This window comes from Zavarzinia compransoris, assembly GCF_003173055.1.
Classification (GTDB): Bacteria; Pseudomonadota; Alphaproteobacteria; order Zavarziniales; family Zavarziniaceae; genus Zavarzinia; species Zavarzinia compransoris.
In genome coordinates, this window is the sequence record NZ_QGLF01000002.1 from 217,375 (window position 1) to 240,148 (window position 22,774).

At 68.0% G+C, this 22,774-nt stretch carries 26 protein-coding genes and 1 tRNA gene; 9 read left to right on the plus strand and 18 right to left on the minus strand.

The window, feature by feature from the left end; translation table 11 throughout:
• Positions 1-3: 3 nt before the first annotated feature.
• The 12 genes from DKG75_RS06815 to DKG75_RS06870 all read right to left on the minus strand — a co-directional run bounded on the left by DKG75_RS06815 (position 4) and on the right by DKG75_RS06870 (position 10,898).
• Positions 4-1,290, minus strand: coding sequence for a S41 family peptidase (locus tag DKG75_RS06815; RefSeq protein WP_109920349.1), 1,287 nt, complete (start codon positions 1,288-1,290; stop codon positions 4-6).
• Between the two features lie 5 nt (positions 1,291-1,295).
• On the minus strand, positions 1,296-2,555 hold the full coding sequence (locus tag DKG75_RS06820) for a murein hydrolase activator EnvC family protein (RefSeq protein WP_109920350.1): 1,260 nt from the start codon (positions 2,553-2,555) through the stop codon (positions 1,296-1,298).
• A gap of 58 nt (positions 2,556-2,613) precedes the next feature.
• A complete protein-coding gene (gene gpmI, locus DKG75_RS06825) occupies positions 2,614-4,203 on the minus strand; it encodes a 2,3-bisphosphoglycerate-independent phosphoglycerate mutase (RefSeq protein WP_109920351.1) in 1,590 nt (529 codons plus the stop codon).
• A gap of 70 nt (positions 4,204-4,273) precedes the next feature.
• On the minus strand, positions 4,274-4,741 hold the full coding sequence (locus tag DKG75_RS06830) for a 23S rRNA (pseudouridine(1915)-N(3))-methyltransferase RlmH (RefSeq protein WP_341809843.1): 468 nt from the start codon (positions 4,739-4,741) through the stop codon (positions 4,274-4,276).
• 13 nt (positions 4,742-4,754) lie between these two features.
• Positions 4,755-5,204: a ribosome silencing factor gene (gene rsfS, locus DKG75_RS06835; protein WP_109920352.1), complete on the minus strand. Its 450-nt coding sequence runs from the start codon at positions 5,202-5,204 to the stop codon at positions 4,755-4,757.
• A 292-nt stretch (positions 5,205-5,496) separates the two neighbouring features.
• Positions 5,497-6,147 (minus strand): nicotinate-nucleotide adenylyltransferase, encoded by a 651-nt coding sequence (locus DKG75_RS06840; RefSeq protein ID WP_243746523.1) that lies wholly within the window; start codon positions 6,145-6,147, stop codon positions 5,497-5,499.
• Entirely contained in the window at positions 6,144-7,424 is a 1,281-nt protein-coding gene (locus DKG75_RS06845; protein ID WP_425086485.1) for a glutamate-5-semialdehyde dehydrogenase, read from the minus strand. The genes DKG75_RS06840 and DKG75_RS06845 overlap by 4 nt, the downstream gene beginning before the upstream one ends.
• Before the next feature lie 20 nt (positions 7,425-7,444).
• Positions 7,445-8,599, minus strand: coding sequence for a glutamate 5-kinase (gene proB, locus DKG75_RS06850; RefSeq protein WP_109920354.1), 1,155 nt, complete (start codon positions 8,597-8,599; stop codon positions 7,445-7,447).
• Between the two features lie 51 nt (positions 8,600-8,650).
• Entirely contained in the window at positions 8,651-9,715 is a 1,065-nt protein-coding gene (gene obgE, locus DKG75_RS06855) for a GTPase ObgE (protein ID WP_109920355.1), read from the minus strand.
• Positions 9,716-9,819: 104 nt separating this feature from the next.
• A complete protein-coding gene (gene rpmA / locus DKG75_RS06860; protein ID WP_109920356.1) occupies positions 9,820-10,089 on the minus strand; it encodes a 50S ribosomal protein L27 in 270 nt (89 codons plus the stop codon).
• Positions 10,090-10,119: 30 nt separating this feature from the next.
• Positions 10,120-10,434 carry a 50S ribosomal protein L21 gene (rplU, locus tag DKG75_RS06865; protein ID WP_109920357.1) on the minus strand — a complete coding sequence of 105 codons (315 nt, stop codon included), beginning with the start codon at positions 10,432-10,434 and terminating at the stop codon, positions 10,120-10,122.
• Positions 10,435-10,553: 119 nt separating this feature from the next.
• Positions 10,554-10,898 carry a DUF2293 domain-containing protein gene (locus tag DKG75_RS06870; RefSeq protein ID WP_109920358.1) on the minus strand — a complete coding sequence of 115 codons (345 nt, stop codon included), beginning with the start codon at positions 10,896-10,898 and terminating at the stop codon, positions 10,554-10,556.
• 108 nt (positions 10,899-11,006) lie between these two features.
• Here DKG75_RS06870 and DKG75_RS06875 point away from each other — a divergent pair.
• Positions 11,007-11,096: transfer RNA gene (locus DKG75_RS06875), tRNA-Ser, on the plus strand.
• Positions 11,097-11,147: 51 nt separating this feature from the next.
• Here the strand turns inward: DKG75_RS06875 and DKG75_RS06880 are convergent.
• Both DKG75_RS06880 and DKG75_RS22695 read right to left on the minus strand, forming a co-directional pair.
• Positions 11,148-12,080 carry a 2-hydroxyacid dehydrogenase gene (locus DKG75_RS06880; protein WP_166646466.1) on the minus strand — a complete coding sequence of 311 codons (933 nt, stop codon included), beginning with the start codon at positions 12,078-12,080 and terminating at the stop codon, positions 11,148-11,150.
• A gap of 99 nt (positions 12,081-12,179) precedes the next feature.
• On the minus strand, positions 12,180-12,392 hold the full coding sequence (locus tag DKG75_RS22695) for a hypothetical protein (RefSeq protein ID WP_133636927.1): 213 nt from the start codon (positions 12,390-12,392) through the stop codon (positions 12,180-12,182).
• Here DKG75_RS22695 and DKG75_RS06885 point away from each other — a divergent pair.
• The 7 genes from DKG75_RS06885 (at position 12,391) to DKG75_RS06915 (ending at position 17,822) form a co-directional block, all read left to right on the plus strand.
• The gene (locus DKG75_RS06885; RefSeq protein WP_109920360.1) at positions 12,391-13,206 is read left to right on the plus strand and encodes a transporter substrate-binding domain-containing protein; all 816 of its coding nucleotides are present in this window, start codon (positions 12,391-12,393) and stop codon (positions 13,204-13,206) included. The genes DKG75_RS22695 and DKG75_RS06885 overlap by 2 nt on opposite strands.
• Positions 13,207-13,282: 76 nt before the next feature.
• Positions 13,283-13,990, plus strand: coding sequence for an ABC transporter permease subunit (locus DKG75_RS06890; RefSeq protein ID WP_109920361.1), 708 nt, complete (start codon positions 13,283-13,285; stop codon positions 13,988-13,990).
• A 1-nt stretch (position 13,991) separates the two neighbouring features.
• Positions 13,992-14,684, plus strand: coding sequence for an ABC transporter permease (locus DKG75_RS06895; RefSeq protein WP_109920362.1), 693 nt, complete (start codon positions 13,992-13,994; stop codon positions 14,682-14,684).
• An 8-nt stretch (positions 14,685-14,692) separates the two neighbouring features.
• On the plus strand, positions 14,693-15,448 hold the full coding sequence (locus tag DKG75_RS06900) for an amino acid ABC transporter ATP-binding protein (RefSeq protein ID WP_109920363.1): 756 nt from the start codon (positions 14,693-14,695) through the stop codon (positions 15,446-15,448).
• A gap of 66 nt (positions 15,449-15,514) precedes the next feature.
• Entirely contained in the window at positions 15,515-15,895 is a 381-nt protein-coding gene (locus DKG75_RS06905; RefSeq protein WP_109920364.1) for a YbaN family protein, read from the plus strand.
• A 108-nt stretch (positions 15,896-16,003) separates the two neighbouring features.
• On the plus strand, positions 16,004-16,996 hold the full coding sequence (locus DKG75_RS06910; RefSeq protein WP_109920365.1) for a fatty acid desaturase: 993 nt from the start codon (positions 16,004-16,006) through the stop codon (positions 16,994-16,996).
• Positions 16,989-17,822, plus strand: a complete 834-nt coding sequence (locus tag DKG75_RS06915; RefSeq protein WP_109920366.1) for a sugar phosphate isomerase/epimerase family protein — start codon at positions 16,989-16,991, stop codon at positions 17,820-17,822. Before DKG75_RS06910 ends, DKG75_RS06915 begins: the two co-directional genes overlap by 8 nt.
• Here DKG75_RS06915 and DKG75_RS06920 read toward each other — a convergent pair.
• Genes DKG75_RS06920 through DKG75_RS06935 form a run of 4 tightly spaced genes read right to left on the minus strand, consistent with a single transcriptional unit; the run spans position 17,819 to position 21,672 of the window.
• Positions 17,819-18,901: an ABC transporter ATP-binding protein gene (locus DKG75_RS06920; protein ID WP_109920367.1), complete on the minus strand. Its 1,083-nt coding sequence runs from the start codon at positions 18,899-18,901 to the stop codon at positions 17,819-17,821. The two genes, DKG75_RS06915 and DKG75_RS06920, sit on opposite strands and share 4 nt — an antisense overlap.
• Positions 18,901-19,707 carry an ABC transporter permease gene (locus tag DKG75_RS06925; protein WP_109920368.1) on the minus strand — a complete coding sequence of 269 codons (807 nt, stop codon included), beginning with the start codon at positions 19,705-19,707 and terminating at the stop codon, positions 18,901-18,903. Before DKG75_RS06925 ends, DKG75_RS06920 begins: the two co-directional genes overlap by 1 nt.
• Entirely contained in the window at positions 19,707-20,582 is an 876-nt protein-coding gene (locus DKG75_RS06930; protein ID WP_243746522.1) for an ABC transporter permease, read from the minus strand. The genes DKG75_RS06925 and DKG75_RS06930 overlap by 1 nt, the downstream gene beginning before the upstream one ends.
• Positions 20,572-21,672 (minus strand): extracellular solute-binding protein, encoded by a 1,101-nt coding sequence (locus DKG75_RS06935; RefSeq protein WP_109920370.1) that lies wholly within the window; start codon positions 21,670-21,672, stop codon positions 20,572-20,574. Before DKG75_RS06935 ends, DKG75_RS06930 begins: the two co-directional genes overlap by 11 nt.
• Before the next feature lie 152 nt (positions 21,673-21,824).
• Here DKG75_RS06935 and DKG75_RS06940 point away from each other — a divergent pair, with 152 nt between their 5' ends.
• Positions 21,825-22,772 (plus strand): LysR family transcriptional regulator, encoded by a 948-nt coding sequence (locus DKG75_RS06940; protein WP_109920371.1) that lies wholly within the window; start codon positions 21,825-21,827, stop codon positions 22,770-22,772.
• Positions 22,773-22,774 lie beyond the last annotated feature (2 nt).

A 22,774-nucleotide genomic window follows, 5' to 3' on the forward strand; every position in this document is an offset into this window, starting at 1 on the left:
GCCTCAGTTGGCGATCTTGCCGTCGACCACCTTGAGGGTGGGCAGCAAGGCCAGGGCCTGCTTCAGCTGCTCGTCCTTGGCGCGGTCCTCGGGGATTTCCTCGGCGCTGCGCGGGGCGGCATTCTCGCCCTCGCCTTCGCCCTGGAGATGGTTCGGCAGGTCGGCCTCGGAGCGGAGCTGGGGCGCGTCTTCCGGCTTGGCGCCGTCGGGCGGGGGCTGGGTGACCAGACGGTCGGGATCGATGCCCTTGGCCTGGATCGAGCGGCCGGACGGCGTGTAGTAGCGCGCGGTGGTCAGGCGCAGCGCCCCCTGGTTCGGCAGCGGGATGATGGTCTGGACCGAGCCCTTGCCGAAGGACCGGGTGCCCAGGATCACCGCCCGCTTGTGGTCCTGCAGCGCGCCGGCGACGATTTCCGAGGCGGAGGCCGAGCCGCCGTTGATCAGCACGATCACCGGCTTGCCCTCGGCGAGGTCGCCGCGGGTGGCGCTGTAGCGCGAGACATCGTCCGGCTTCCGCCCGCGGGTCGAGACGATCTCGCCCCGGTTCAGGAATTCGTCGGAAATCGCCACCGCCTGGTCGAGCAGGCCGCCCGGATTGTTGCGCAGGTCGAGAATCACGCCCTGGACCTTGTCCGCCCCGATCTCGCGGGTGAGGTCGGCGATGGCCTTCTTCACGCCGGCGTCGACCTGTTCGTTGAACTGGGTGACGCGGACATAGATCACGTCGCCCTCGCGGCGCGAGCGGACGGCGCGGATCTTGATGATGGCGCGGGTCAGGGTGACGTCGAAGGGCTTGGCGATGCCGTCGCGCTTGATCGAGATCACGATCTTCGAATCGACCGGGCCGCGCATCCGCTCGACCGCCTCTTGCAGCGTGAGGCCGAGGATCTCCTTGCCGTCGAGGGCGATGATGAAGTCGCCGGTCTTCAGCCCGGCGCGGGAGGCGGGCGTGTCGTCGATGGGCGAGACCACCTTGACGAAGCCGTTCTCCATCGTCACCTCGATGCCGAGGCCGCCGAACTCGCCCCGCGTCTGCACCTGCATGTCGCCGAACGCCTTGGCGTTCATATAGCTCGAATGCGGGTCGAGGGAGGTGAGCATGCCGTTGATCGCGGCTTCGACGAGTTTCTCGTCGGTCACCTCGTCGACGTAATCGCTCTTCACCCGTTCGTAGACATCGCCGAACAGGTTGAGCTGGCGATAGGTTTCCGCCGATCCGGCGGCCTGGACCACGAAGGGCACGACTGCGCCCGCCGCGAACGCGAGGAAGGCCACGACTGCTCGATTCATTCGCATCATCCGCTTACCTTGGTCGCACCGGGGCCGAGCCAGGGGGTCAGATCCACCGGCTCGCCATTGTGCCTTAGCTCGACATAGAGAACCGGCCGGGTGCCTTGTTCGGCACCTTCCATCTGACCGACCGGCTCACCAGCCAATACCTTCTGCCCGACGGTCACGTCGATCCGCTCCATCCCCGCAAGGAGGAGATGATACCCGTCGCCTTGCGACAGGATCAAGAGCTGCCCATAGCCTGAAAAGGGCGCGGCGAACGCAACGTCGCCCGCCGCCGGCGCCGTGACCCGCGCGCCGGCGCGGGTGGCGATGCGAAAGCCCTTGGCAGTCAGGCCGTTGGCCTGGCGATCGCCGAATCGGGTGGTGATCTCGCCCGCCGCCGGCCAGGGCAATTTGCCCTTCAGGCTGGCGAAACGGGCCATGACCGCGGGGCGCGGGGCCGCGGCCGGGGTGGCCGGGGCTTCCGCCGCCACCGCTTCCTGGCCGGGGCGGCGGGCGGCGGTCTCGGCCGCCGCCAGTTCGGCGGCGCGGCGGGCGTTTGCCGCCGCCTCCGCCGCCTCGCGCTCGCGCCGGGCCTTTTCGACTGCGGCGATCAGGTCTTCGATCGATTTCGCCTTGGCCGCGAGTTCGTCCACCCGCTTCGATTCGGCCTGGACCAGGGTGGCGAGGCGCTTGCCGTCCTCGGCCTTCTTCGCCAGCAGGCGGTCGATCTCGCCCCGTTCGAGGGCGAGGGCCGCCAGTGTCGCATCGAGCGCGGCCCGGTCCGCGGCGAGACGGGCGCGCAGCGCCGTCAGGCCGTTCAATTCCCGCGACAGGGCATGGGCCCGGCTGCGCAGCTCGGGCACAAGATCGCGCAGCACCGTGCCGGTATGGGCGATTTCGAGGGCATTCTGGCGCCGCGCCATCAAAAGCACCGGCGGGCGCCGCGACAGGCGGGTCAAGGCGCCGAGCAGGCGCGACAGGGCGGCGCGGCGATCGGCCAGGGCCGCCAGCTTCTCCGCTTCCGAGGCGCCGAGTTCGGCCAGGCGGCGTTCCAGGGCGTCCGCCTCGCCCTCGCGCTGGCGCAGGACGGCGGCGCGCTGCACCAATTGGTCGCGCAGGCGCTCGATCTCGGCGGCCAGGCGTGCCTGTTCGCCGGCCGCCTCGGCCTGGCGGCGGCGTGCCGCGTCGAGTTCCGCCTGGACCGCACGCAGGTTCTCGGGGTCGGCCTGCTGGCCCGCGGCCGGCAGCGCCAGGCCGAGGACCAGCGCCCCGGTCAGCATGAAGGGGGGAAAGGCCCCGGCCTTCGCCGGGGCGTTGCGACGTCCGTCTATGAAGCCGTCAGGCGCTGGCACGGCGGTCCGACACGGCGGCGGCCGGTGCCTGGGCGAGCAGGGAATGACCGGTCATCGCCGCCGGCTGCGCGATCCCGAGGAAGGGCAGCAGGGTGGGGGCGATGTCGGCCAGGCGGCCGTCCGCCAGGGCAAGGCCGGCGCCGGCGTTGAACAGCAGGGCCGGCACCAGGTTGGTGGTATGGGCGGTATAGGCGCCGTCGGTTTCCGGGTCGTACATCTGTTCGATGTTGCCGTGGTCGGCGGTCACCAGCATGACCCCGCCCGCCGCCTCGACCGCGGCCGACAGCCGGCCCAGGCAGGTGTCGATGGTCTCCACCGCCTGGATCGCCGCCGCCATGATGCCGGTATGGCCCACCATGTCCGGGTTGGCGTAATTGACCACGATCAGGTCGTAGGTCTTGCCCTCGATCGCGGCGACCAGCTTGTCCGTCACCTCATGGGCCGACATGGCGGGGTCGAGGTCATAGGTCGCGACCTTCGGGCTCGGCACCAGGATGCGGTCCTCGCCTTCGAAGACGGTTTCCTCGCCGCCGTTGAAGAAGAAGGTGACATGGGCGTATTTCTCGGTCTCGGCGATGCGCAATTGGCGCTTGCCCGCCTTGGCGACCACGGCGCCCAGCGGATCCTCCACCCGCTCGGCGGGGAAGATCGCGGGGATCAGGCCGTTCAGCTGGCTCGAATATTCGACCATGCCGGCGACGCCGGCGAATTTCGGCAGGTGCGGCCGCTCGAACCCGTCGAACGTGGCGTCGAGCAGGGCGACCAGGATCTCGCGCGCCCGGTCGGCGCGGAAATTGGCCATCACCAGGCCGTCGCCGTCCTGCATGCCGCGGTAATGGCCGATCGCCGCCGGCTTGACGAATTCATCGGTGATACCGGCGGCATAGGAGGCTTCGATCGCCTCCCGCGCCGAGGGGGCGCCGGCGCCCTGCCCGTCGACCAGGGCCGAGAAGGCGGCATTCACCCGCTCCCAGCGCTTGTCGCGGTCCATGGCGAAATAGCGGCCGGTCAGGGTGCCGAAGCTCCAGCCGGCGATCCCGTCCAGCCCGGCCTCGAAAGCGGCCAGGAAGTCGAGGGCGCTTTTCGGCGGCGTGTCGCGGCCGTCGAGAAAGCCGTGGACGACGACCTTGACGCCATGACTGGCGGCGATCTTGACCAGGCCGGCCATGTGATCCTGGTGCGAATGGACGCCGCCGGGCGAAAGCAGGCCGAGGATATGGAGGACACCGCCGCTCGCCCGGGTCGCCTCGATCACCTTCAGCAGCACGGCGTTTTCCGCCAGCGAGCCGTCGGCCACCGCCTGGTCGATGCGCGGCAGGTCCTGCATCACCACCCGGCCGCCGCCCAGGTTCATGTGGCCGACCTCGGAATTGCCCATCTGCCCGTCCGGCAGGCCGACCGCAAGGCCCGAGGTCCGGATCAGGCTGCGCGGGCAAAGCTCCAGCAGGCGGCGCCAGTTCGGGGTCCGCGCCTTGGCGATCGCATTGTCTTCGCCGCCCTCGCGCCAGCCCCAGCCGTCCAGGATGCACAGCACGACGGGCTTCTTGGCGGTTACGGGAAGGGTGGCGTCGGTCATGGCTCTAACCTTGGCGAAAAAGGACGAACAGAGAATTAACTCAGGCCCTGAGCTCTCGTGTCTTGCGATCTCAGGCCCGATGATAAGGATGCCCGTCGAGGATGGTGCCCGCGCGGTACAGTTGCTCTGCCAGCATGGCACGGACCATCAGGTGGGGCCATGTCGCAGCGCCGAAGGAATAGCAGAATGCGGCCCGGCTGCGAACAGGCTCGTCGTGCCCGTCGGCGCCGCCGATGAGAAAGGCGAGCCGGCCGACGCCCTGATCGCGGAAGCGGTCCAGCCTTGCCGCCAGCGCCTCGGACGACAGCACCTCGCCGCGCCCGTCCATGGCGACGATGGCGGCGCCGGCCGGCACCGCGCCCAGCAGCAATTCGCCCTCGCGCTTCTGGCGGGCGGCGCCGGTCAGGCGCCGCTCCTCGACCTCGATCATTTCGAGCGGCGGCTTCAGGCGCGCGGCATAGGTCTCGAACAGCAGGCGTTCCGGGTCCTTGGCGCCGAAGCGGCCGACCGCGACGATGGCGAGCTTCAGGCCCAGCATGTCGCGCGCGGGATCACTCGCTGTCCGGGCGGAAATCCGCCTGCCACATTTTCTCCAGCTTGTAGAACTCGCGCACTTCCGGGCGGAACAGGTGGACGATGACGTCGTTCAGGTCGATCAGCACCCAGTCGCCGCCCGACTTGCCCTCGGTCCGGGCCGGGCCCAGCTTCGCCTCGTCCACCGCCTTGACGACGTAATCCGCCAGGGCCGTGACCTGCCGGTTCGAGCGGCCGTTGGCGATGACCATGAAATCGGCAATCGAAGACTTGCCGGCCAGATCGATGGTCAGGATTTCTTCCGCCTTGTTGTCGTCCAGCGTCTTCACCACGAGGTCGAGCAGGGCGCGGGCGATTTCCGCCGTCTCGGCCGTCTTCTTCTTCGGCTTCGCCTTCTTCGCCGGCGTCTTCCGCTCCGCCTCCAGGTCGACGGTGACGAGGACGGCCTCCGCCTTCTTCAGGCGCACGCGCTTCGGCTTCGGCGCCGCCTCGGCGGGAGCTTCCTCGGGGGGGGCTTCCTCGACCGGCGCCGCCTCGACCTTTTTGGCGCGGCTGCGCTTTGGCTTTTCCGCGGGCGGCGCCTCGGCCTCGGCCTCGGGTTCGGCGTCCGCCTTCAGCTTCTTCGCCGGCTTCTTCTTCAGGGGCGCGTCGGTCTCGGCCGCCGGGGCGGCCGCGGTCTTTCGCGTGGTCTTCTTCTTTTCTTCGGGGACGGCGGCGTCTTCCGTCGTCTTCTTGCGCGGGGCCAGGATCAGGTCCTCCTCAAGGGCCGGGGTCCGATGCCGCCGGGCGGCGGGCGGCCCGGATGGCGGTGGCGGATGTCGGGTTCAATTTCATGGGCACGAACCCCCAGGCGGGGGGCTGCGCCGTTTTCAAGTGCCGAAGGGCCGGGCCGTTCAGGCGCACGTCGGCAAAGCGGTGCGCGGCCGGTCCGCCCAATGCGGCCAGAGCATAGGTCGGGCGGTCGAAGACGGCAACCGGCACGTCGTGGAAGATGTGCCGCCAATGCCGCCAGCGGTGGATGGTGGCGAGATTGTCCGCCCCCATCAGCCAGACGAAGGACAGGCGCGGAAAGCGCCGCTTCAGGGTCCGCAGGGTCTCCGCCGTATAGACGGTGCCGAGCGTGCTTTCGAGGGTGGTGGCGAGCAGGCGGGGATGGCCGGCGATCACCGCCCGGGCGGAGGCCAGGCGCGCGGCCTGGGGCGCCATGTCGTTCGCCGATTTCAGCGGGTTCTGCGGCGAGACCAGCCACCACACCTGATCGAGGCCAAGCGCCCGGAGCGCGGCGAGGCTGAGGTCCAGGTGGCCGTCATGGGCGGGGTTGAACGAGCCGCCGAACAGGCCGACGGTCAGGCCGCCGGTGCTGCCGGCGGTCCCGATCCGCGCCCCCGTTGCCAGATCCTGTGCGTTCAAGGCCGGGTCTGGCCCGTCCCGCGCAGGACATATTTCATGGTGGTGAGCTGTTCCGCCCCCACCGGGCCGCGCGCATGCAGCCGGCCGGTCGAAATGCCGATCTCGGCGCCGAAGCCGAATTCGCCGCCGTCGGCGAATTGGGTCGAGGCATTGACGGCGACGATGGCGCTGTCGACGCCGGCGACGAAACGGTCCGCCGCCGCCGCATCCTCGGTCACGATGGCGTCGGTGTGATGGCTGCCGTGGCGCTCGATATGCGCGATCGCGCCGTCGACGCCGTCCACCAGCTTCACCGCGACGACGGCATCGAGATATTCCGTGTCCCAGTCAGCGTCAGTCGCCGGCACCACCCGGGGATCGGCGGCGCGGGCGGCGGCATCGCCCCGCACCTCGCAGCCGGCATCGAGCAGCATGGCGACGATGGCGCCGAGCTGGCCCCGCGCCCCGGCATCGACGAGCACGGTCTCGGTCGCGCCGCAGACGCCGGTGCGGCGCAGCTTGGCATTGCGGACGATGGCCAGCGCCTTGTCGGGATCGGCGGCGCCGTCGACATAGGTGTGGTTGTTGCCGTCGAGATGGGCCAGCACCGGCACCCGGGCATCCGCCTGGACGCGGGCGACCAGCGATTTGCCGCCGCGCGGCACGATCACGTCGATCAGGTTCTGCGCCGCCAGCAGGGCGCCGACCACGGCCCGGTCGGCGACGGGAACGAGTTGCACCGCCGCCGCCGGCACGCCCGCGGCGGCCAGGCCGGCGACGAAGGCGGCATGAATGGCGCGCGACGAATTCAGCGCTTCCGAACCGCCGCGCAGGATCACCGCATTGCCCGACCGGACGCAGAGCGCGCCGGCATCCGCGGTCACATTGGGCCGGCTTTCATAGATGATGCCGATGACGCCGATGGGCACGCGCAGGCGCTGGATGTGCAGGCCGTTCGGCCGGTCCCATTCGGCGGCGACGGTGTTCACCGGGTCGGCGATGTCGGCGACCGCCTCCACCCCCCGGGCGATGCCCTCGATCCGCCCGGGATCGAGCAGCAGGCGGTCGAGCAGGGCGGGGCCGAGGCCGAGCGCCCGCCCGCGTTCGAGGTCGAGCGCATTGGCGGCCAGGATCGCCGGCGCGGCGGCGCGGATCGCCCCGCCCGCCGCCCGCAGCGCCGCCGTCTTCACCTCGGCCGGCAGGGCGGCCAGAAGGCGGGCGGCCTTGCGGGCCTCGGCCGCCATGCCGGCGACCAGGGTGGTCGCATCCAGGGGCTCGGTCTCGGCGGCTTTCGCCAGGGTCGCGTCACGCATCGTCGTCAGCCATCGATCGCGAGGTCGTCGCGGTGGATCATTTCGTCCCGGCCACGGTAGCCGAGGAGGGTCTCTATTTCACCGGATTTGTGCCCGGCGATGGCGCGGGCATCCTCGGACGAATAGGCGATCAGGCCCCGGCCCAGCGCCCGCCCGTCGGGCCCGACGACGACGACCGCATCGCCCCGGTTGAACTCGCCCTCGACCGTGCGCACGCCGGCGGGCAGCAGGCTCTTGCCCTGGGCCAGCGCCCGGGCCGCGCCCGCATCGACCATCAGCCGGCCCTTGGGGCCCAGGCTGCCGCCGATCCACATCTTGCGCGCCTGGCGCGGGCTGCGGTCGGCCAGGAACCAGGTGCAGGGGGCGCCCGCCTCCAGCGCCGAGATCGGCCGTTCGACATGGCCGGCGCTGATCACCATGGAACAGCCGGCGGCCAGCGCGATGCGCCCCGCCTCCACCTTGGTGATCATGCCGCCGGAGCCGACACCCGAAACCGGCTCGCCCGCCATCGCCTCGATCTCGGGCGTGATGCCGGTGACGATGTCCAGGCGCCGGGCCGTGGCATCGGTATTCGGGTTGGCGGTATAGAGGCCGTCGATATCCGACAGCAGGACCAGGCAATCGGCCGAAGTCAGTTCCGCCACCCGGGCCGCCAGCCGGTCGTTGTCGCCATAGCGGATTTCCGAGGTGGCGACCGTGTCGTTCTCGTTGATCACCGGGACCGCGCCCAGCTTCAGCAGCGTCGCCATGGTGCTGCGCCCGTTCAGGTAACGCCGGCGGTTCTCGGTGTCGTCCAGGGTCAGCAGGACTTGCGCCGTGGTCAGGCCGTGCTCGCCCAGCACTTCCTGCCAGGCATGGGTCAGGCGGATCTGGCCGACGGCCGCCGCCGCCTGCTTTTCCTCGAGCGGCAAGGGCCCCTTGGGCAGGCCCAGGTGCCGGCGGCCAAGCGCGATGGCGCCGGACGAGACGATGACCGTATCCTGGCCGCGCGTCTTGATCGCGGCGATGTCGGCGGCGACGCCCTCCAGCCACTGGCGGCGCAGCTTGCCGCTGCCCTGGTCGACCAGGAGGGCGGAACCGATCTTCACCACGATGCGGGTGGCGGCGCGCAGGCGCTCGGCGCTGGAACGGCTCTCGGAATTCGGTTCGGCGATGCTCATGGGGGCTGCCCCTTCGGTGATGCTTCGGATCGGGTCAACGGGTCCGAAGCGTCACGGTCGCCAGCCCTCCGGCGGCGTTGGGGCATGTTCTGTGCGGTTTTCGAAGGCTTCCTCGGCCCGGCGGTCGCGGACCGGGCCGATGGCGGCGCGCAGCAGGTCGGTGACGCCCTGGCCGGTCTGGCCCGAGATCACATGGATCGCCTTCCGCGACTTCCGGGCGGAGCGGGCGATGGCCGCGGCCTTGGCCTCGATCTCGTCCGGGGACAGGGAATCGCATTTGTTCAGGGCGATGATCTCGGGCTTCTCGATCAGGCCCTCGCCGTAATAGCGCAATTCGCGGCGGATCATGCGATAGGCCGCCTGCGGGTCGTCCTGGGTGCCGTCGACGAGGTGGATCAGCACGTTGCAGCGCTCGACATGGGCCAGGAACTGGGCGCCCAGGCCGATGCCTTCCGAGGCGCCCTCGATCAGGCCGGGCAGGTCGGCCAGCACGAATTCCTCGCCGTCGACGGCGACGACGCCGAGCTGCGGCTTCAGGGTGGTGAAGGGATAGTCGGCGATCTTGGGCCGCGCCCGCGAGGTGGCGGCGAGGAAGGTCGATTTCCCGGCATTGGGCAGGCCGATCAGGCCGGCGTCGGCAATCAGCTTCAGGCGGAGAATGACCGTCATCTCGATGCCCGGCTGGCCGGGATTGGCGTGGCGCGGCGCCTGGTTGCCCGGGCCCTTGAAATGGGCGTTGCCGAAGCCGCCGTTGCCGCCCTTGGCCAGCACGATCCTCTCGCCCGCCTTGGTGAAATCGTAGAGGATTTCCTGCTCGTCCTCGTCCAGGATCTGGGTGCCCATGGGCACCTTCAGGACGATATCCTTGCCGGCGCCGCCGTGGCGGTCCTTGCCCATGCCGTGAACGCCGGTGCCGGCCTTGAAATGCTGCTGGTAGCGATAGTCCAGCAGGGTGTTCAGGTTCTGCACGCATTCGATGACGACATCGCCGCCGCGGCCGCCGTCACCGCCGTCCGGGCCGCCGAACTCGATGAACTTCTCGCGCCGGAACGAGACGCAGCCGGCGCCGCCGCTGCCGCTCTTCACATAGATCTTGGCGTAATCGAGGAATTTCATCGCTGCATGCCTGAAAAAGGAAACGGGCCCGGCGCTGGCGCCGGACCCGTCAAACCCCGCTCGTCACGCCGCGGGCCGGACGGGCCGCGGCTGGTCGCGGCAGATTACTCCGCCGCCGCCGGCAGCTCTTCGACCGAGACATAGGTCCGGCCGAGCTTGCCGATGGCGAACTTCACCTTGCCCGCGATCAGGGCGAAGATGGTGTGGTCCTTGCCGAGGCCGACATTGGCGCCCGGGTGGAACTTGGTGCCGCGCTGGCGGATGATGATGTTGCCGGGGATCACGGCCTCGCCGCCGTACTTCTTGACCCCGAGGCGCCGACCGTCCGAATCGCGACCGTTACGGGACGAGCCGCCTGCTTTTTTATGAGCCATGGTTTGCTCCTATCTCTCGTAACCGTGCGCTCAGGCGACGGCGATGCTGGTGATCTTCAGGACGGTCAGGTCCTGGCGATGGCCGTTCTTGCGGCGCGAATTCTGGCGGCGGCGCTTCTTGAACACGATCAGCTTCGGGCCGCGGGCCTGGCCGACGATCTCGGCGGTGACCGTGGCACCGGCGACCACGGGGGCGCCGACGGTGACATTCTCACCCTCGCCGACCAGGAGGACCTGATCGAGGGAGATGGTGGAGCCGGCCTCGCCTTCCAGGCGCTCGACCGTGATGACTTCGTTCTCGGCGACCTTGTACTGCTTGCCGCCGGTCTTGATAACCGCAAACATTCGACCCAGTCCTTCTTGCACAGGTGTTTGCCACCTGCTGCCGTCTTCCGCGGCAGGGGCCCGACTGGAGCCCATAAGTGAATACCACGGCAGGCACATGCCCGCCGCGAGAGCGCGCACTATAGCGATGGCGGGTCCGGAGTCAACGCCAGATCGCCGCCCCTCTCGCCGTCCGCCGCCGGGATTTCCCGGCAGCCCCAGCCGCGCAGCACGGCGCCGAGCGCCGCCGCGGTGAAATGGCGTGCCGCCTCCCGGCCATAGCCCTCGGCCAGCAGGCGGTCGTAATCGGTGAAGCCGTGCCGGCCATAGCCGACCAGCGCCGCCCAGGCAGATGCGGGCGCCGGCGCCGCGCGCATCTGCCGCGAGCCGAGCGCCCGGTCGACCACCGCCGCCCGGTCCCGGGCCGGCAGGCGCGGCGCCAGCACGCGCAGGGCTTCATCGATGGCGGCGGCACGTCGGCTCATGCCCCATCATGCCCGCCGCCCCCCGCCCGGCGAAAGAGACGATTTTTTCCTTTGCAACCGGCACCGACCTCGGCTATCTCTCCCCGCCTTGACGACCCGATGTCTCGCGGAGAGGTGCCAGAGTGGTCGATCGGGGCGGTCTCGAAAACCGTTGTACCTTCGCGGGTACCGTGGGTTCGAATCCCACCCTCTCCGCCACTTCCCCCTGGATATCATAGAGACCGCCGCCCGGCGCCCGGCCCCTGGCCGTCAGTAGCCGCGGGCCGTGTCGACCGCGTTCAGCAGCGGGTCGCCGCGGAGGGCGCGGTCGAAATTCTCGATCACGGTGCGGGCCGCCGTCTCGGGGGCGATGGCGCCGGCGACATGCGGGGTGGCCAGGATTTCGGGTCGCGAATAGATCGGGTGTTCGACCGGCAGGGGTTCGGTCGAGAAGACGTCCAGGGTGGCGCCGGCGATCCGGCCGGCATCGATGGCCGCGATCAGGTCGTCCTCGATCAGATGGCCGCCGCGGCCGATGTTGACGACGAAGCTCTCCGCCGGCATCAGGGCGAAGGTCCCGGCATTGAGGATGCCCGCGGTCGCCGGCGTCAGGGCCAGGACATTGACGACGAGCCGGCTGGCGGCCAGGAAATCCGGCAATTCGCCGGTGCCGGCATGGCAGCGCACGCCGTCGATCCGGTGCGGCCCGCGCGACCAGCCCGAGACCGGAAAGCCGAGGTCGCGCAACTGCCGCGCGATCGCCCCGCCCAGGACGCCGAGGCCCATCACCCCGATGGGGAAATCGCCCTTCCGCCGGGCCGGGCGATAGTCCCACAGCCGCGCCCGGGTCTGGCGCTCGAAATGATCGAAGCCGCGGTAATGGCGATAGACCGCGGCGACGGCGTAATCGGTCATGGTCTCGGTCAGGCTGTCGTCGATCAGCCGGGCCAGGGGCACGCCCGCCGGCAGTTCGGCCAGGTTCAGCTGGTTGATCCCGGCCCCCAGCGACTGGATGCCCTTCAGGCCGGTGAAGGCGGCAAGGCCCGCCGCCGGCGGCTTCCACAAAAGCGCGAAGGGCACCGAGGCGGGATCCGTGACATTACGCCAGTCGACGACCTCGATCTCGGGGCGAAGGGCCGCGACCGCCGCCGCCCAGGCCGCCGGATCGTCGAGGTCGCTGGAAAACAGGATCTGTTGCTTCATCTGCTGCCGGTCCCCGTCCATGGCCCGAGCACGGGCGATAGCAAGCTGTCGTTCGCCCGAACGGTCGCAGACCCGGGCGGCCGTGCGATTACGAATCTTTCAAATCATCATTTGAACCGGTGAAAAGTCCAAATATTGAGCGCCGGAAAGGCAATGATTTCGGGCCTGTGGCGCGAAATTATGCGCCTTTGCCCAAAAATCGCGCATGCCCGCGTCAATTGACAATAATTCGGTCTGTCCCTGTACTTCATGAGACCGGCGCGCCGGATCACGTGCCGACCTTTCCCCCTTTGCGAAAGAGGTCTCGATCATGGGTATGTTCAAGTCAGGATTGCTGGGCCTCGCTCTTGCCGCCCTTGCCGCCGGCACCGGCCTTGCCGCCGACAAGGTGATCATCGGCAACGAAGGGACTTATCCGCCCTTCAGCATGATCACGCCCGAAGGCAAGCTGATCGGCGTCGAGCCCGAGCTTGCGGAAGAAATGTGCAAGCGGATGAAGGTAACCTGCGAGTTCGCGATCATGGACTTCAAGGCCCTGATCCCCTCGCTGTTGCAGGGCAAGGTCGACGTCGTCGGCAGCCAGGTGACGCCGACGCCGGAGCGCAAGGAAAAGGCCCTGTTCGGCATTCCCGTGGTCTACAACCCGGACACTTACGTCGTCCGCAAGGGCAAGACCTACGAGTTCACGCCGGCGGGCCTGAAGGGGGTGCGCATCGGCGTGCAGCGCGGCTCGGCGATGGCGACCTTCATCACCTCGCAATATGGCGATGCGCCGGTGGTCTCGCTCTACGACAACCCGGACCAGATCAAGCTGGATCTTCTCGCCGGGCGCATCGACATGACCTATGGCGCCAAGCTGAACTGGACCGCGGAATTGATCGACAAGCCGGAAGGCAAGGATTTCGAGCTGGCCGGCGGCGACAATTGGTCGGGCGATACCTCGATCGCGCCGGAACAGCGCGGGTCGAGCTGGATCGTGCGGAAGGGCGAGGACGAGTTGATCGCCAAGATGGATGCGGCGCTGAAATCCATGCTGGACGACTGCACCTTCACGCAGATCCGCAAGAAATACCTCTCGGTCGCCATCGTCGCCGCCGAGGCCGCCTGCGTCGCCAAGGAGGGCTGAGGCCCGATTGGCAGGGGCCCCGCCGGCACCATCACCCCCCGGGTGCCGGCGGGGATTTCCAGTGGAGTAACCGGGCATGGAACTTCTCGCCCTGGGCGATACGGGTTACGGCGACGAACTGCTGTTCGGGGCCGTGATCACCATGAAGCTGGCGGTTTACGGGTTCCTGCTGGCGCTGGTCTTCGGCCTCGCGCTCGCGGTCTTCGCCCTGAAGGGCAAGGGGCCGCGCTGGTGGCTGTTCCGGGTTTACGCCTCGGTCTTCACCGGGGTGCCGTCGCTGCTCATCATCTTCCTGTTCTATTTCGGCGGGGCCGAGATCGTGCGCGGCCTGCTGTCCCCCCTCGGCATCCGGGTGAAGCTGGACGTCTCGCCCTTCGCTGCCGGGGTCGCGGCGCTGGCGCTGGTCTATGCTGCCTATCTGGGCGACCTGATCCGGGGGGCCATCCTCAATGTGCCCAAGGGCCAGTTCGAGGCCTGCGAGGCGCTGTCCGTGCCGCGCCGCCACCTGTGGTTCCGGATCGTGCTACCCCAGGCGCTGCGCCTCGCCCTGCCCGGGCTGGCCAATACCTGGATCGTCCTGCTCAAGGATACGGCATTGGTCTCGCTGGCCGGGCTGAACGACCTGATCGCCCAGGCGAAGATCGCCGCCGGCTCGACCAAGGAACCCTTCATGTTCTTCACGGCGGCGCTGCTGTTCTTCGTCCTGATCAGTTCGCTGACCCTGCCCCTGGTGCGCCAGGTGGCGCTGCGCCTCGAGCGCGGCCAGCGCCGGGCGAGGGTGTGACATGACCTTCGATCTCGCCCTGGCCTGGGAAAACATGCCGGCCCTGATGGCGGGGGCCTGGACCACCCTGCTGGTCACCGTCACGGTGATGGCGGTGGGCGGGCCGCTCGGCCTGCTGGTGTCCTTCGCGCGGATGTCGCGGCACCGCGGGCTGGCATTCTTCGGCGCGGCTTATGTCGCGGTGTGCCGGGGCGCGCCCAGCCTGATCCTGCTCTATCTGATCTACAACGGCCTGGCGCAGCTCGATATCGTGCGCGAGGGCTGGCTGTGGCTGCTGTTCCAGCATGCCTTCTTCTGCGTGGTGGTGGCCTTCTCGCTGAACCATTCGGGCTATGTCGTCGAGATCATGCGCGGCGGCATGGAGGCGGTGCCGGCCGGCCTGATCGAGGCGGCGGCGGCACTCGGCCTGTCGCCCCGGCAGGTGCTGTGGCAGATCCGCCTGCCCATCGCCGTCCGCTACGGCCTGAAGGCCTATCAGACCGAATCGCTGATCTTCATGAAATCGACGGCGGCGGTCAGCGCCGTGACCCTGACCGACCTGACGGCGGCGGCGAACGAAATCTTCTACCTGACCTATGATCCCTTCACCCCGATCCTGGCCGCGGGCTTCATCTATTGGGTCATCAACAATGCGATGCGCCTTGGCTTCGGGTGGCTGGACCGCCGCCTGAACCGCCATCTGGCGCCGGCGTGAGGGGCCCCATGGAATTCGCCGGACTGGATCGCTATCCCGCCGTCTCGATGGAGCGGGTGGACAAATGGTACGGGCGCTATCACGCGCTGCGCGCCGTCAGCCTCACCGTGCAGCGGGGCGAGAAACTGGTGATCTGCGGGCCGTCCGGCTCCGGCAAATCGACCCTGATCCGCTGCATCAACGCCCTCGAACCGCATGAGGGCGGGCGCATCACCGTGAACGGAATCCTGCTCGGGCCCGACCGCGTCTCGGTCCTCGACGTCCGGCGCGAGGCGGGGATGGTATTCCAGCAGTTCAACCTGTTTCCGCACCTGACCATTCTGGACAATTGCACCTTCGCGCCGCGTACCGCCCTGAAGATGGATAAGGCCAAGGCGGAAACCCTGGCCCTGCGCTATCTCGCCCGGGTCCATATCGCCGACCAGGCCCATAAATACCCGGCGCAACTGTCGGGCGGGCAGCAGCAGCGGGTGGCGATCGCCCGGGCCCTGTGCATGGAACCGCGCATCATGCTGTTCGACGAGCCGACCTCCGCCCTCGACCCCGAAATGGTGGGCGAGGTGCTGCGCGCGATCGAGGAGCTGGCGGCGGACGGCATGACCATGATCTGCGTCACCCATGAAATGGGCTTCGCCCGCAAGGTCGCCGACCGCTGCCTGTTCATGGACCAGGGCGAAATCGTCGAGGATGCCCCGGCGGCGACATTTTTCGATGCGCCGAAAAGCGATCGCCTGCAGGCCTTCCTGGCCCAGGTCCTGAAATAGGGGCGCGGGCGGATCCGCCGGACTCATGCTATGCTCCCGCAGAGGTGACGGGAGGGTGGCATTGTCATGAAGCGGGCGCAGCAGGCTTTCTATCTGGTGCTGGGCCTCGCCATGACCGCGCTCGGCATCATCGGCGCCTTCCTGCCGGTCATGCCGACCACGATTTTCCTGATCCTGGCCGCCGCCTGTTTCGCCCGCTCCTCGCCCCGGCTGGAAGCCTGGCTGGTGAATCACCCCCAATTGGGGCCCACCGTGGTCGCCTGGCGCCGCCACGGCGCGATTTCGCGGCGGGGCAAGGCGCTGGCGCTGTCCGGCATGGCGTTCGGTTACGGCGTCTTCTACCTGGGCAGCCGGCCGGCCCTGTGGCTGGCCCTGGTCGTCGCCGGGGTGATCGGGCTTTGCGCCGCCTATGTCGCCTCGCGCCCGCTGCCGCCGGTCGACGGCTGAAGGTTCAGCTTTCGCTCAAGTAACATTATTGCCGTTCGGATTTCCGGCGCCCGGGCCTTCCCCGATCATCCTGGCATTGTTCCATTTCGATGCCGGGAGCGCTGCCCCATGGATGAAGTCTTCGTTCGCAAGAATCTGATCAAGCCCGGGCGGCTGCACGAGCTTTCGGCCCGGTCGGACCTGCGCGGCGCGCTTCAGCTCGGCAGCCATGCCGCGGCGATCGTCGCCACCGGCTACCTGCTGCATCTCGCGCTCGGGACGTGGTGGGTGGTGCCGGCCTTCATCCTGCACGGCGGGTTGCTGAACTTCCTCTATGCCGGGCAACATGAATTGTCCCATTGGACCGTGTTCAAGACCCGGGCCCTGAACGAGGTCTTCGGCCGCATCGTCGGCTTCGTCCTGCTCTATCCCCGCGATTTCGACCAGATCCAGCACACCGCCCACCACCGCCACACCCAGGACTGGGAACAGGACGGCGAACTGGTGCGCGGGCCCTATTCCCTGTTCGGCTACCTGATGTGGTTCCTCGGGCCGTCCTACTGGTATTCGCGGATCGCCCGCCTCGTCCGCTTCTGCTGCGGCATCGTGGTCGAGCCCTATATCCCGGAAGTCCGCCGCAAGGACGTGATCCGGGAAGCCCGGCTGCACATGGCCGGTTACCTCGCGATCGCCGCCGTTTCGATCTATGCCCAGAGCTGGGCCGCCGTCCTCTACTGGCTGGCGCCGATGATCGCGACCAAGTTCATCCACCAGTTCCAGAACACGATCGAGCACCTCGGCCTGTCGCACGAGCAGAACATCCTGACCAACACCCGCTCGACCCGGACCAATGCCGTGCTGCGCTGGGCCTGCTGGAACATGCAGTATCACACCGCCCACCATGCCTTCCCGGGCGTGCCGTTCTGGAAGCTGAAGGACCTGCATCGCGAAATCTTCGACGGCAACGGCATCAAGCCCTATTCGATGACCTACCTCGGCTTCCAGCTGGACGTGATCCGCAAATTGTCCGGCGGCCGCACCGAGGCCGACTATCCGATGGACCGGCCCTGGATCATGGACGAGACCAACCGGGCGGATGCCAAGGTCGCGGCCAATGCCTGACCTCAAGGTCTATCAGTCGCTGTGGGCGACCGAGAAGCGCACCCCCGGCGTCCCCGAGACGCCGGTGGCGGCGCGCTTCGAGGCGGTGAAGGCGGCGGGCTATGACGGCATGGCGATCGACCTCGGCGCTCTCTCCCTCGATCAGGCGCGGGCCTGCGTGCCCCTGTTCGGGCAGGTCGGGCTGGGCGGCCTCTTGACCGCCTTCCCGAAATCGATCGAGGACCTGCGCCCGGCGCTTCACCTCGCCAAGGACATCGGCTCGCCCTTCGTCGTCGTGGTCGGGCAGGTGATGCCGGTCTCGGTCGAGGGCTCGATCCCGGTGATCCGGGACTGGCTGCGGGTGGCGCGCGAGGAAGGCGTGCCGATTCAGTTCGAGACCCACCGCGCCTGCATCACCAACGACATGTTCGCCACCCTGCAACTGCTGGACGCGATCCCCGAGATGCGCATGGCCTGCGATCTGTCGCATTACGTGGTCGACCGGGAAATGACCCTGCCGCTGTTTCCCGACTATCACCTTCAGATCAGCCGGATCCTGGAGCGCTGCGACAGTTTCCAGGGCCGGATCGCCAACCGCTGCCAGGTGCAATTGCCGGTCGGCTTCCCGCAGACCAGGCCCTGGCTCGACCTCTTCCTCGGCTGGTGGGCGGAAGGGTTCCGGCGCTGGAAGGCGCGGGCGGCGGCGGACGACAGCCTGATCTTCCTGTGCGAACTGGGCCCCCGGGATTACGCCATCACCGGCGCCGACGGGCTGGAGCTTTCGGACCGGGACGCGGATGCGCTGGTCCTTCGCGATCACGCCAGAAGGCTGTTCGCCGAGGTTTAATCCTCCGCGACGGCGACGGTCGCCGTCCGGTCCCACGACAGGGTGACGTCGGCGCCTTCCGCCGGCAGGGCGTCGGCGCGCTCGATCGGGGTATTGATCGCGAAGGGCGTGCCGCCGGCCGTGCGCACGGTCAGTTCGGCATGGGTGCCGAGGAAGATCGCGGTTTCGACCCGGGCGGGCAGGGCATTGTCGCCCCCCGGCCCGAGGCGGAGCGCCTGCGGGCGCAGCGCCAGCAAGGCCTCGTCCCCGGTCTTGACCGGGCGGCCGCGCGCGGCATGGCGGATCGGGCCGTCCGCGGTCTCGACCAGGACGGTGCCGCCGGTGGTCTCGCCGACCCGGCCGGCGATGAAATTGCTCTTGCCCAGGAAATCGGCGACGAAACGGGTTTCCGGCAGGTCGTAGAGGTCGCGCGGGGCGCCCAATTGCACGATCCGCCCGGCGCGCATGATCGCGATCCGGTCGGACATGGCCATGGCCTCTTCCTGGTCGTGGGTGACGTTGACGAAGGTCCGCCCCAGTTTCCGGTGCAACTGGCGCAATTCGATCTGCAGGTCGTGGCGCAGCTTCTTGTCGAGGGCGCCCATCGGCTCGTCGAGCAGCAGGACCTCGGGCGAGAAGACCAGGGCGCGGGCCAGCGCCACGCGCTGCTGCTGGCCGCCGGACAATTGCTTGGGCAGGCGCTTCGCCAGGGCGTCGAGCTGGACGAGGGCCAGGGCCTCCGCCACCTTGGCCTCGATCAGGGGCCGGTCGAGACCGCGCACCTTCAAGGGATAGGCGACATTCTCGGCGACGCTCATATGGGGGAACAGGGCGTAACCCTGGAACACCACGCCGAAATTCCGCTTCTCGGGGGCAAGGGCGGTGATCGACCGGCCGCCGACGAAAATATCGCCGTGGCTCGGCTCGACGAAGCCGGCCAGCGCCATCAGAAGCGTGCTCTTGCCGGAACCCGATGGCCCGAGCAGGGTCAGGAATTCGCCCGGCGCGATGGTCAGGTCGATATCGTCCAGCGCCTTGAAGGGCCCGTAGAATTTGGAAAGGCCGTAAAGGCGGATGTCCCGGCCGGCGGCGGTGCTCATCAGGCTTCCCCGGATTTGGCGCGCATCAGGTCACGCAACAGGTAAAGAACGGCGACGATCACGGTGATGCCGATCATGAGGGTGGAAACGGCCGCCACCGCGGGATCGATATTGTCCCTGATGTCGGACCAGATCTTGCGCGGCAGGGTATAGACGCTGCGCGACGAGACGAAGAGGGTGACGATGATCTCGTCCCACGAAATCACGAAGGCGAACAGGCCGCCGGTAAGCAGGCCGGCCTTCACATTGGGCACGATCACGTCCCGCACCACCCGGAACGGCCCGGCGCCCAGGCTGCGCGCCGCCTGCACGATGCGGGGATCCAGCCCCTCGAGGGCGGCGGAAACGGTCATGAAGACGAAGGGCATGCCGAGAATGGCATGGGCCAGGATGACGCCGAACACCGTATCGAACAGGCCGAGCGTCACCCAGCTGCGCGACAGGGCCAGGGCGGTGACGATGGGCGGCACGATCATCGGCATCAGGGCGAGCACGCCGATGATCCGGGCCGCCCGCCCGCCGATTCGCCACAGGCCGATCGCCGCCGCCGCCCCGATGACGGTGGCCAGCACCGTCGCCCCGATGCCGACCACGGCACTGTCGCCCAGCGCCCCCAGCCAGGCGGGCGAGGTGAAGACGGTCTCGTAATGGCGCAGCGACAATTCCCCGTCCGGCATGGACAGGAAACGTTCCGGCGTCAGGGACAGGGGCACCGAAATGAACATCGGCGCCAGCAGGAAACCGATGACGATCCAGGCAATGGTGAGCGAGAGGACGAGGCCCGGCGCAAGGCGCAGCTTCCGCATCAGCCGAACCCTTTCTTCAGGCCCACGGTCTTGCCCATGATGCCGATCAGGACCAGGGTCAGGACCAGGAGCACCACCGACTGCGCGGCACCGAAGCCCCAGCGCACGGTTTGCAGGATGGCGACGCTGACCGATTCCGCCAGCATGACCACGCGCCCGCCGCCCAGGATCGCCGGCGTCACATAGAAGCCGAGGCCGAAGACGAAGACGATGACCATGGCCGCGAACACCCCCGGCAGGGTGAGCGGCAGATAGACCTTGAGGAAAGTGGTGGCCGGCCCGGCGCCCAGGCTGCGCGAGGCGAACAGCAGGCGCTGGTCGATGCCGCGCATGACGGCGAAGATGGGCAGCACGGCATAGGGGATCAGGTAATGCACCATGCCGATGACGACGCCCAATTCGTTGCGGACCAGGGCCAGCGGCTCGTCGATCAGGCCGCCGCGCATCAGCCAGTCGTTCACCGGCCCCTGGTCGCGCAGCAGGACGAGCCAGGAAAACGCCCGCACCAGCACCGAAATCCACAAGGGGACGAGCACGCCGACAAGCAGGATGCGCTGGTGGCGGTCGCCGGCATGGGCCATGGCGAAGGCGACGCAGAAACCGAGCACGATGGAGATCGCGGTGGTGACGGCGCAGATGCGCAGCGTCGTCATCAGCACCTTGACCGGCCCGGCGGCGGTGACGAGGCGCTCGTAATTGTCGAGCCCGGGCTTCGGATCGGTTACCGACAGCACCAGGATATTGCCGAGCGGCAGGAGATAGAGGCCGATGGTGACGATCAGCAGCGGCGCCACCAGCCACCAGTAGGGATCGAGACGGCCCCGCGCATTGCGCAAGGCCGTCTCGATGCGGGCGGCGACGGGTTCAGCCGGCAACGGCGTCGAGCCACGCATTCAGTTCGGTGTCGTAATGTTCCGCATACCATTTTTCGTTGCGGATCACGCCGACGTCGAGATGCGAGGTCGGGTTCAGGCGCGCCTGTTCCGGGCTCAGCAGGGGGATGGCGGCCGGGTTGGCCGGGCCGTTGCCCATGGCTTCCAACAGCTTGATCTGCTTCTGCGGGTCCTGGGTCGAGGCGATGAAATCCTGGGCCAGCTTCAGGTTCTTGCCGCCCTTCGGGATGCACCAGGCGCCGGGGCTGACGATCTGCTGGTTCCAGGTCCAGGCGACGCGGCCCTTGGTGTCGCGCTCCAGCACAGAACATCGCGTGTTCCAGATGTTGCCCATCACCACTTCGCCGTCGAGGAACAATTGCTGGCTGGACGCGCCCGAATCCCAGAGAACCAGACTGTCGCCCAGCGATTTCACCATCTCGACGACCAGCTTCATGTCGATCGGATAGACTTCCTCCGGCTTCTTGCCGGCGGCCAGCATGAAGATTTCCGGCATGCCCATGAACCACTTCCAGAGCGTGCGCTTGCCCGGGAATTTCTTCAGGTCGAAGAAATCGGCCCAGCTCGTCGGCGCTTCCGGCAGCTTGGTCTTGTCATAGGCGAGGACATAGGAATAGACGTAGTTGCCGGCCGACAGGTCGAACTTGTTCCAGTCGAAATAGCCCTTGGGATCGACCACCGCATAGTCGATCGGCTCCAGGTAGTCGGGGCCGAGCTGAAGGCCGTAGAAACCGTCGCCGTCGGACACGTCCCAGATGACGTTCTTCTCGTCGACCATCTTCTTGATGTTGCCGGGCAGGGGGCCGGCGCCGTCGATATTCACCTTGGTGCCGGTGGCGGCGGTGAAGGGCGCGGTCCAGGCGTCGGTATAGGCCTTGACGGCATCGCCGCCGAAGTTGGAGATGGTGATCTCGCCCGCCGCCTGGGCCTTGCGGCCGCCGAGGCCGACCCCGGCCGCCGTCGCCCCCAGCATGGCGCAGAGGGTGAGGAAATCGCGCCGGTTCACCCGCCCCCGGGCGTAGAGATCGCGCGCGAGTGCAAGGGAATCCTCGCGGTGAAGGTCTTGATCCATGCCGCACTCCAGCTCTGTTGCCCAAGCGCCTGTCGTTTGGGCATGATCAACCTTAATGCACAAATATTGCACTGCACGATGGTGATCGCCAAACCTTTGGTTAAGCGGAGGCTAAACTGAATAAGACGAATTCCAGGTCGCGCGCCCCCCAAGTGTTCCGCGGGGCGATATCGGACGGCGACCTGCGCCTTCTGCGTGTCTTTCGCACCGTGGTCGAGAACGGCGGCTTCACCGCGGCCGAAGTGGCGCTGAACAAGTCGAAATCGGCCATCAGCCTGGATATCGCCCATCTCGAACAGCGCATGGGCACCAAGCTGTGCGTGCGCGGGCGCAGCGGCTTCCGCCTGACCGACGAGGGGCAGATCGTCTATCTCGCCTCGCTGCAATTGTTCACCGACGTCGAGAAATTCCGCGACCGGGTGGCGACGGCGGTGAAGGCCCTGACCGGGCGGGTGTCGCTCCTTCTGGTCGACAATCTGGTCTCGGTCGCGGCCGGGCCGATGACGCGGGCGATCGGCGATTTCGCCAAGCGCCACGGCAAGGTCGAGATCGTCATGGATTCGGCGACGCCGGCCGGGGTCGAGCAGGGCATCCTGGACGGCGAGGCCGATCTCGGCGTCTCGGTCGTGCCGCGCGAATTGTCGTCGATCGAGATGATCCCGCTGTTCCGCGAGGAATTGCGCCTCTATTGCGGGCGGAACCACGAATTGGCGCAAGCCGGGCTGGACGGGCTGACGGCGGAGGCGGTGAAGCAGCACCGGCTGGTCATGCCCGGCGTGACCGAGGATCCGGATTTCGCCGCCCTGGCCGGCGGTTTCCGCACCGATGCGCGTTCGAGCAATATCGACGCCCGCATCCTTCTCGTTCTCAGCGGGGCCTTTCTCGGTTTCCTGCCGCCCCATTTCGTTGCCCCCTGGGTCGAGAGCGGCGAATTGCTGGAAGTCCTGCCCAGGCACTTCCGCACCGAGAACACCTTCTATGTGCTGTTCAAGAAATCGGCGCGGCAGAGCGCGGCGGCCCAGGCCTTTCTCTCCATCCTCCTGGCCAGTTTCGAGAAGGCGAAGCGGATGGAGATCTCGAAACTGGGCCAGTTGGCGTGACC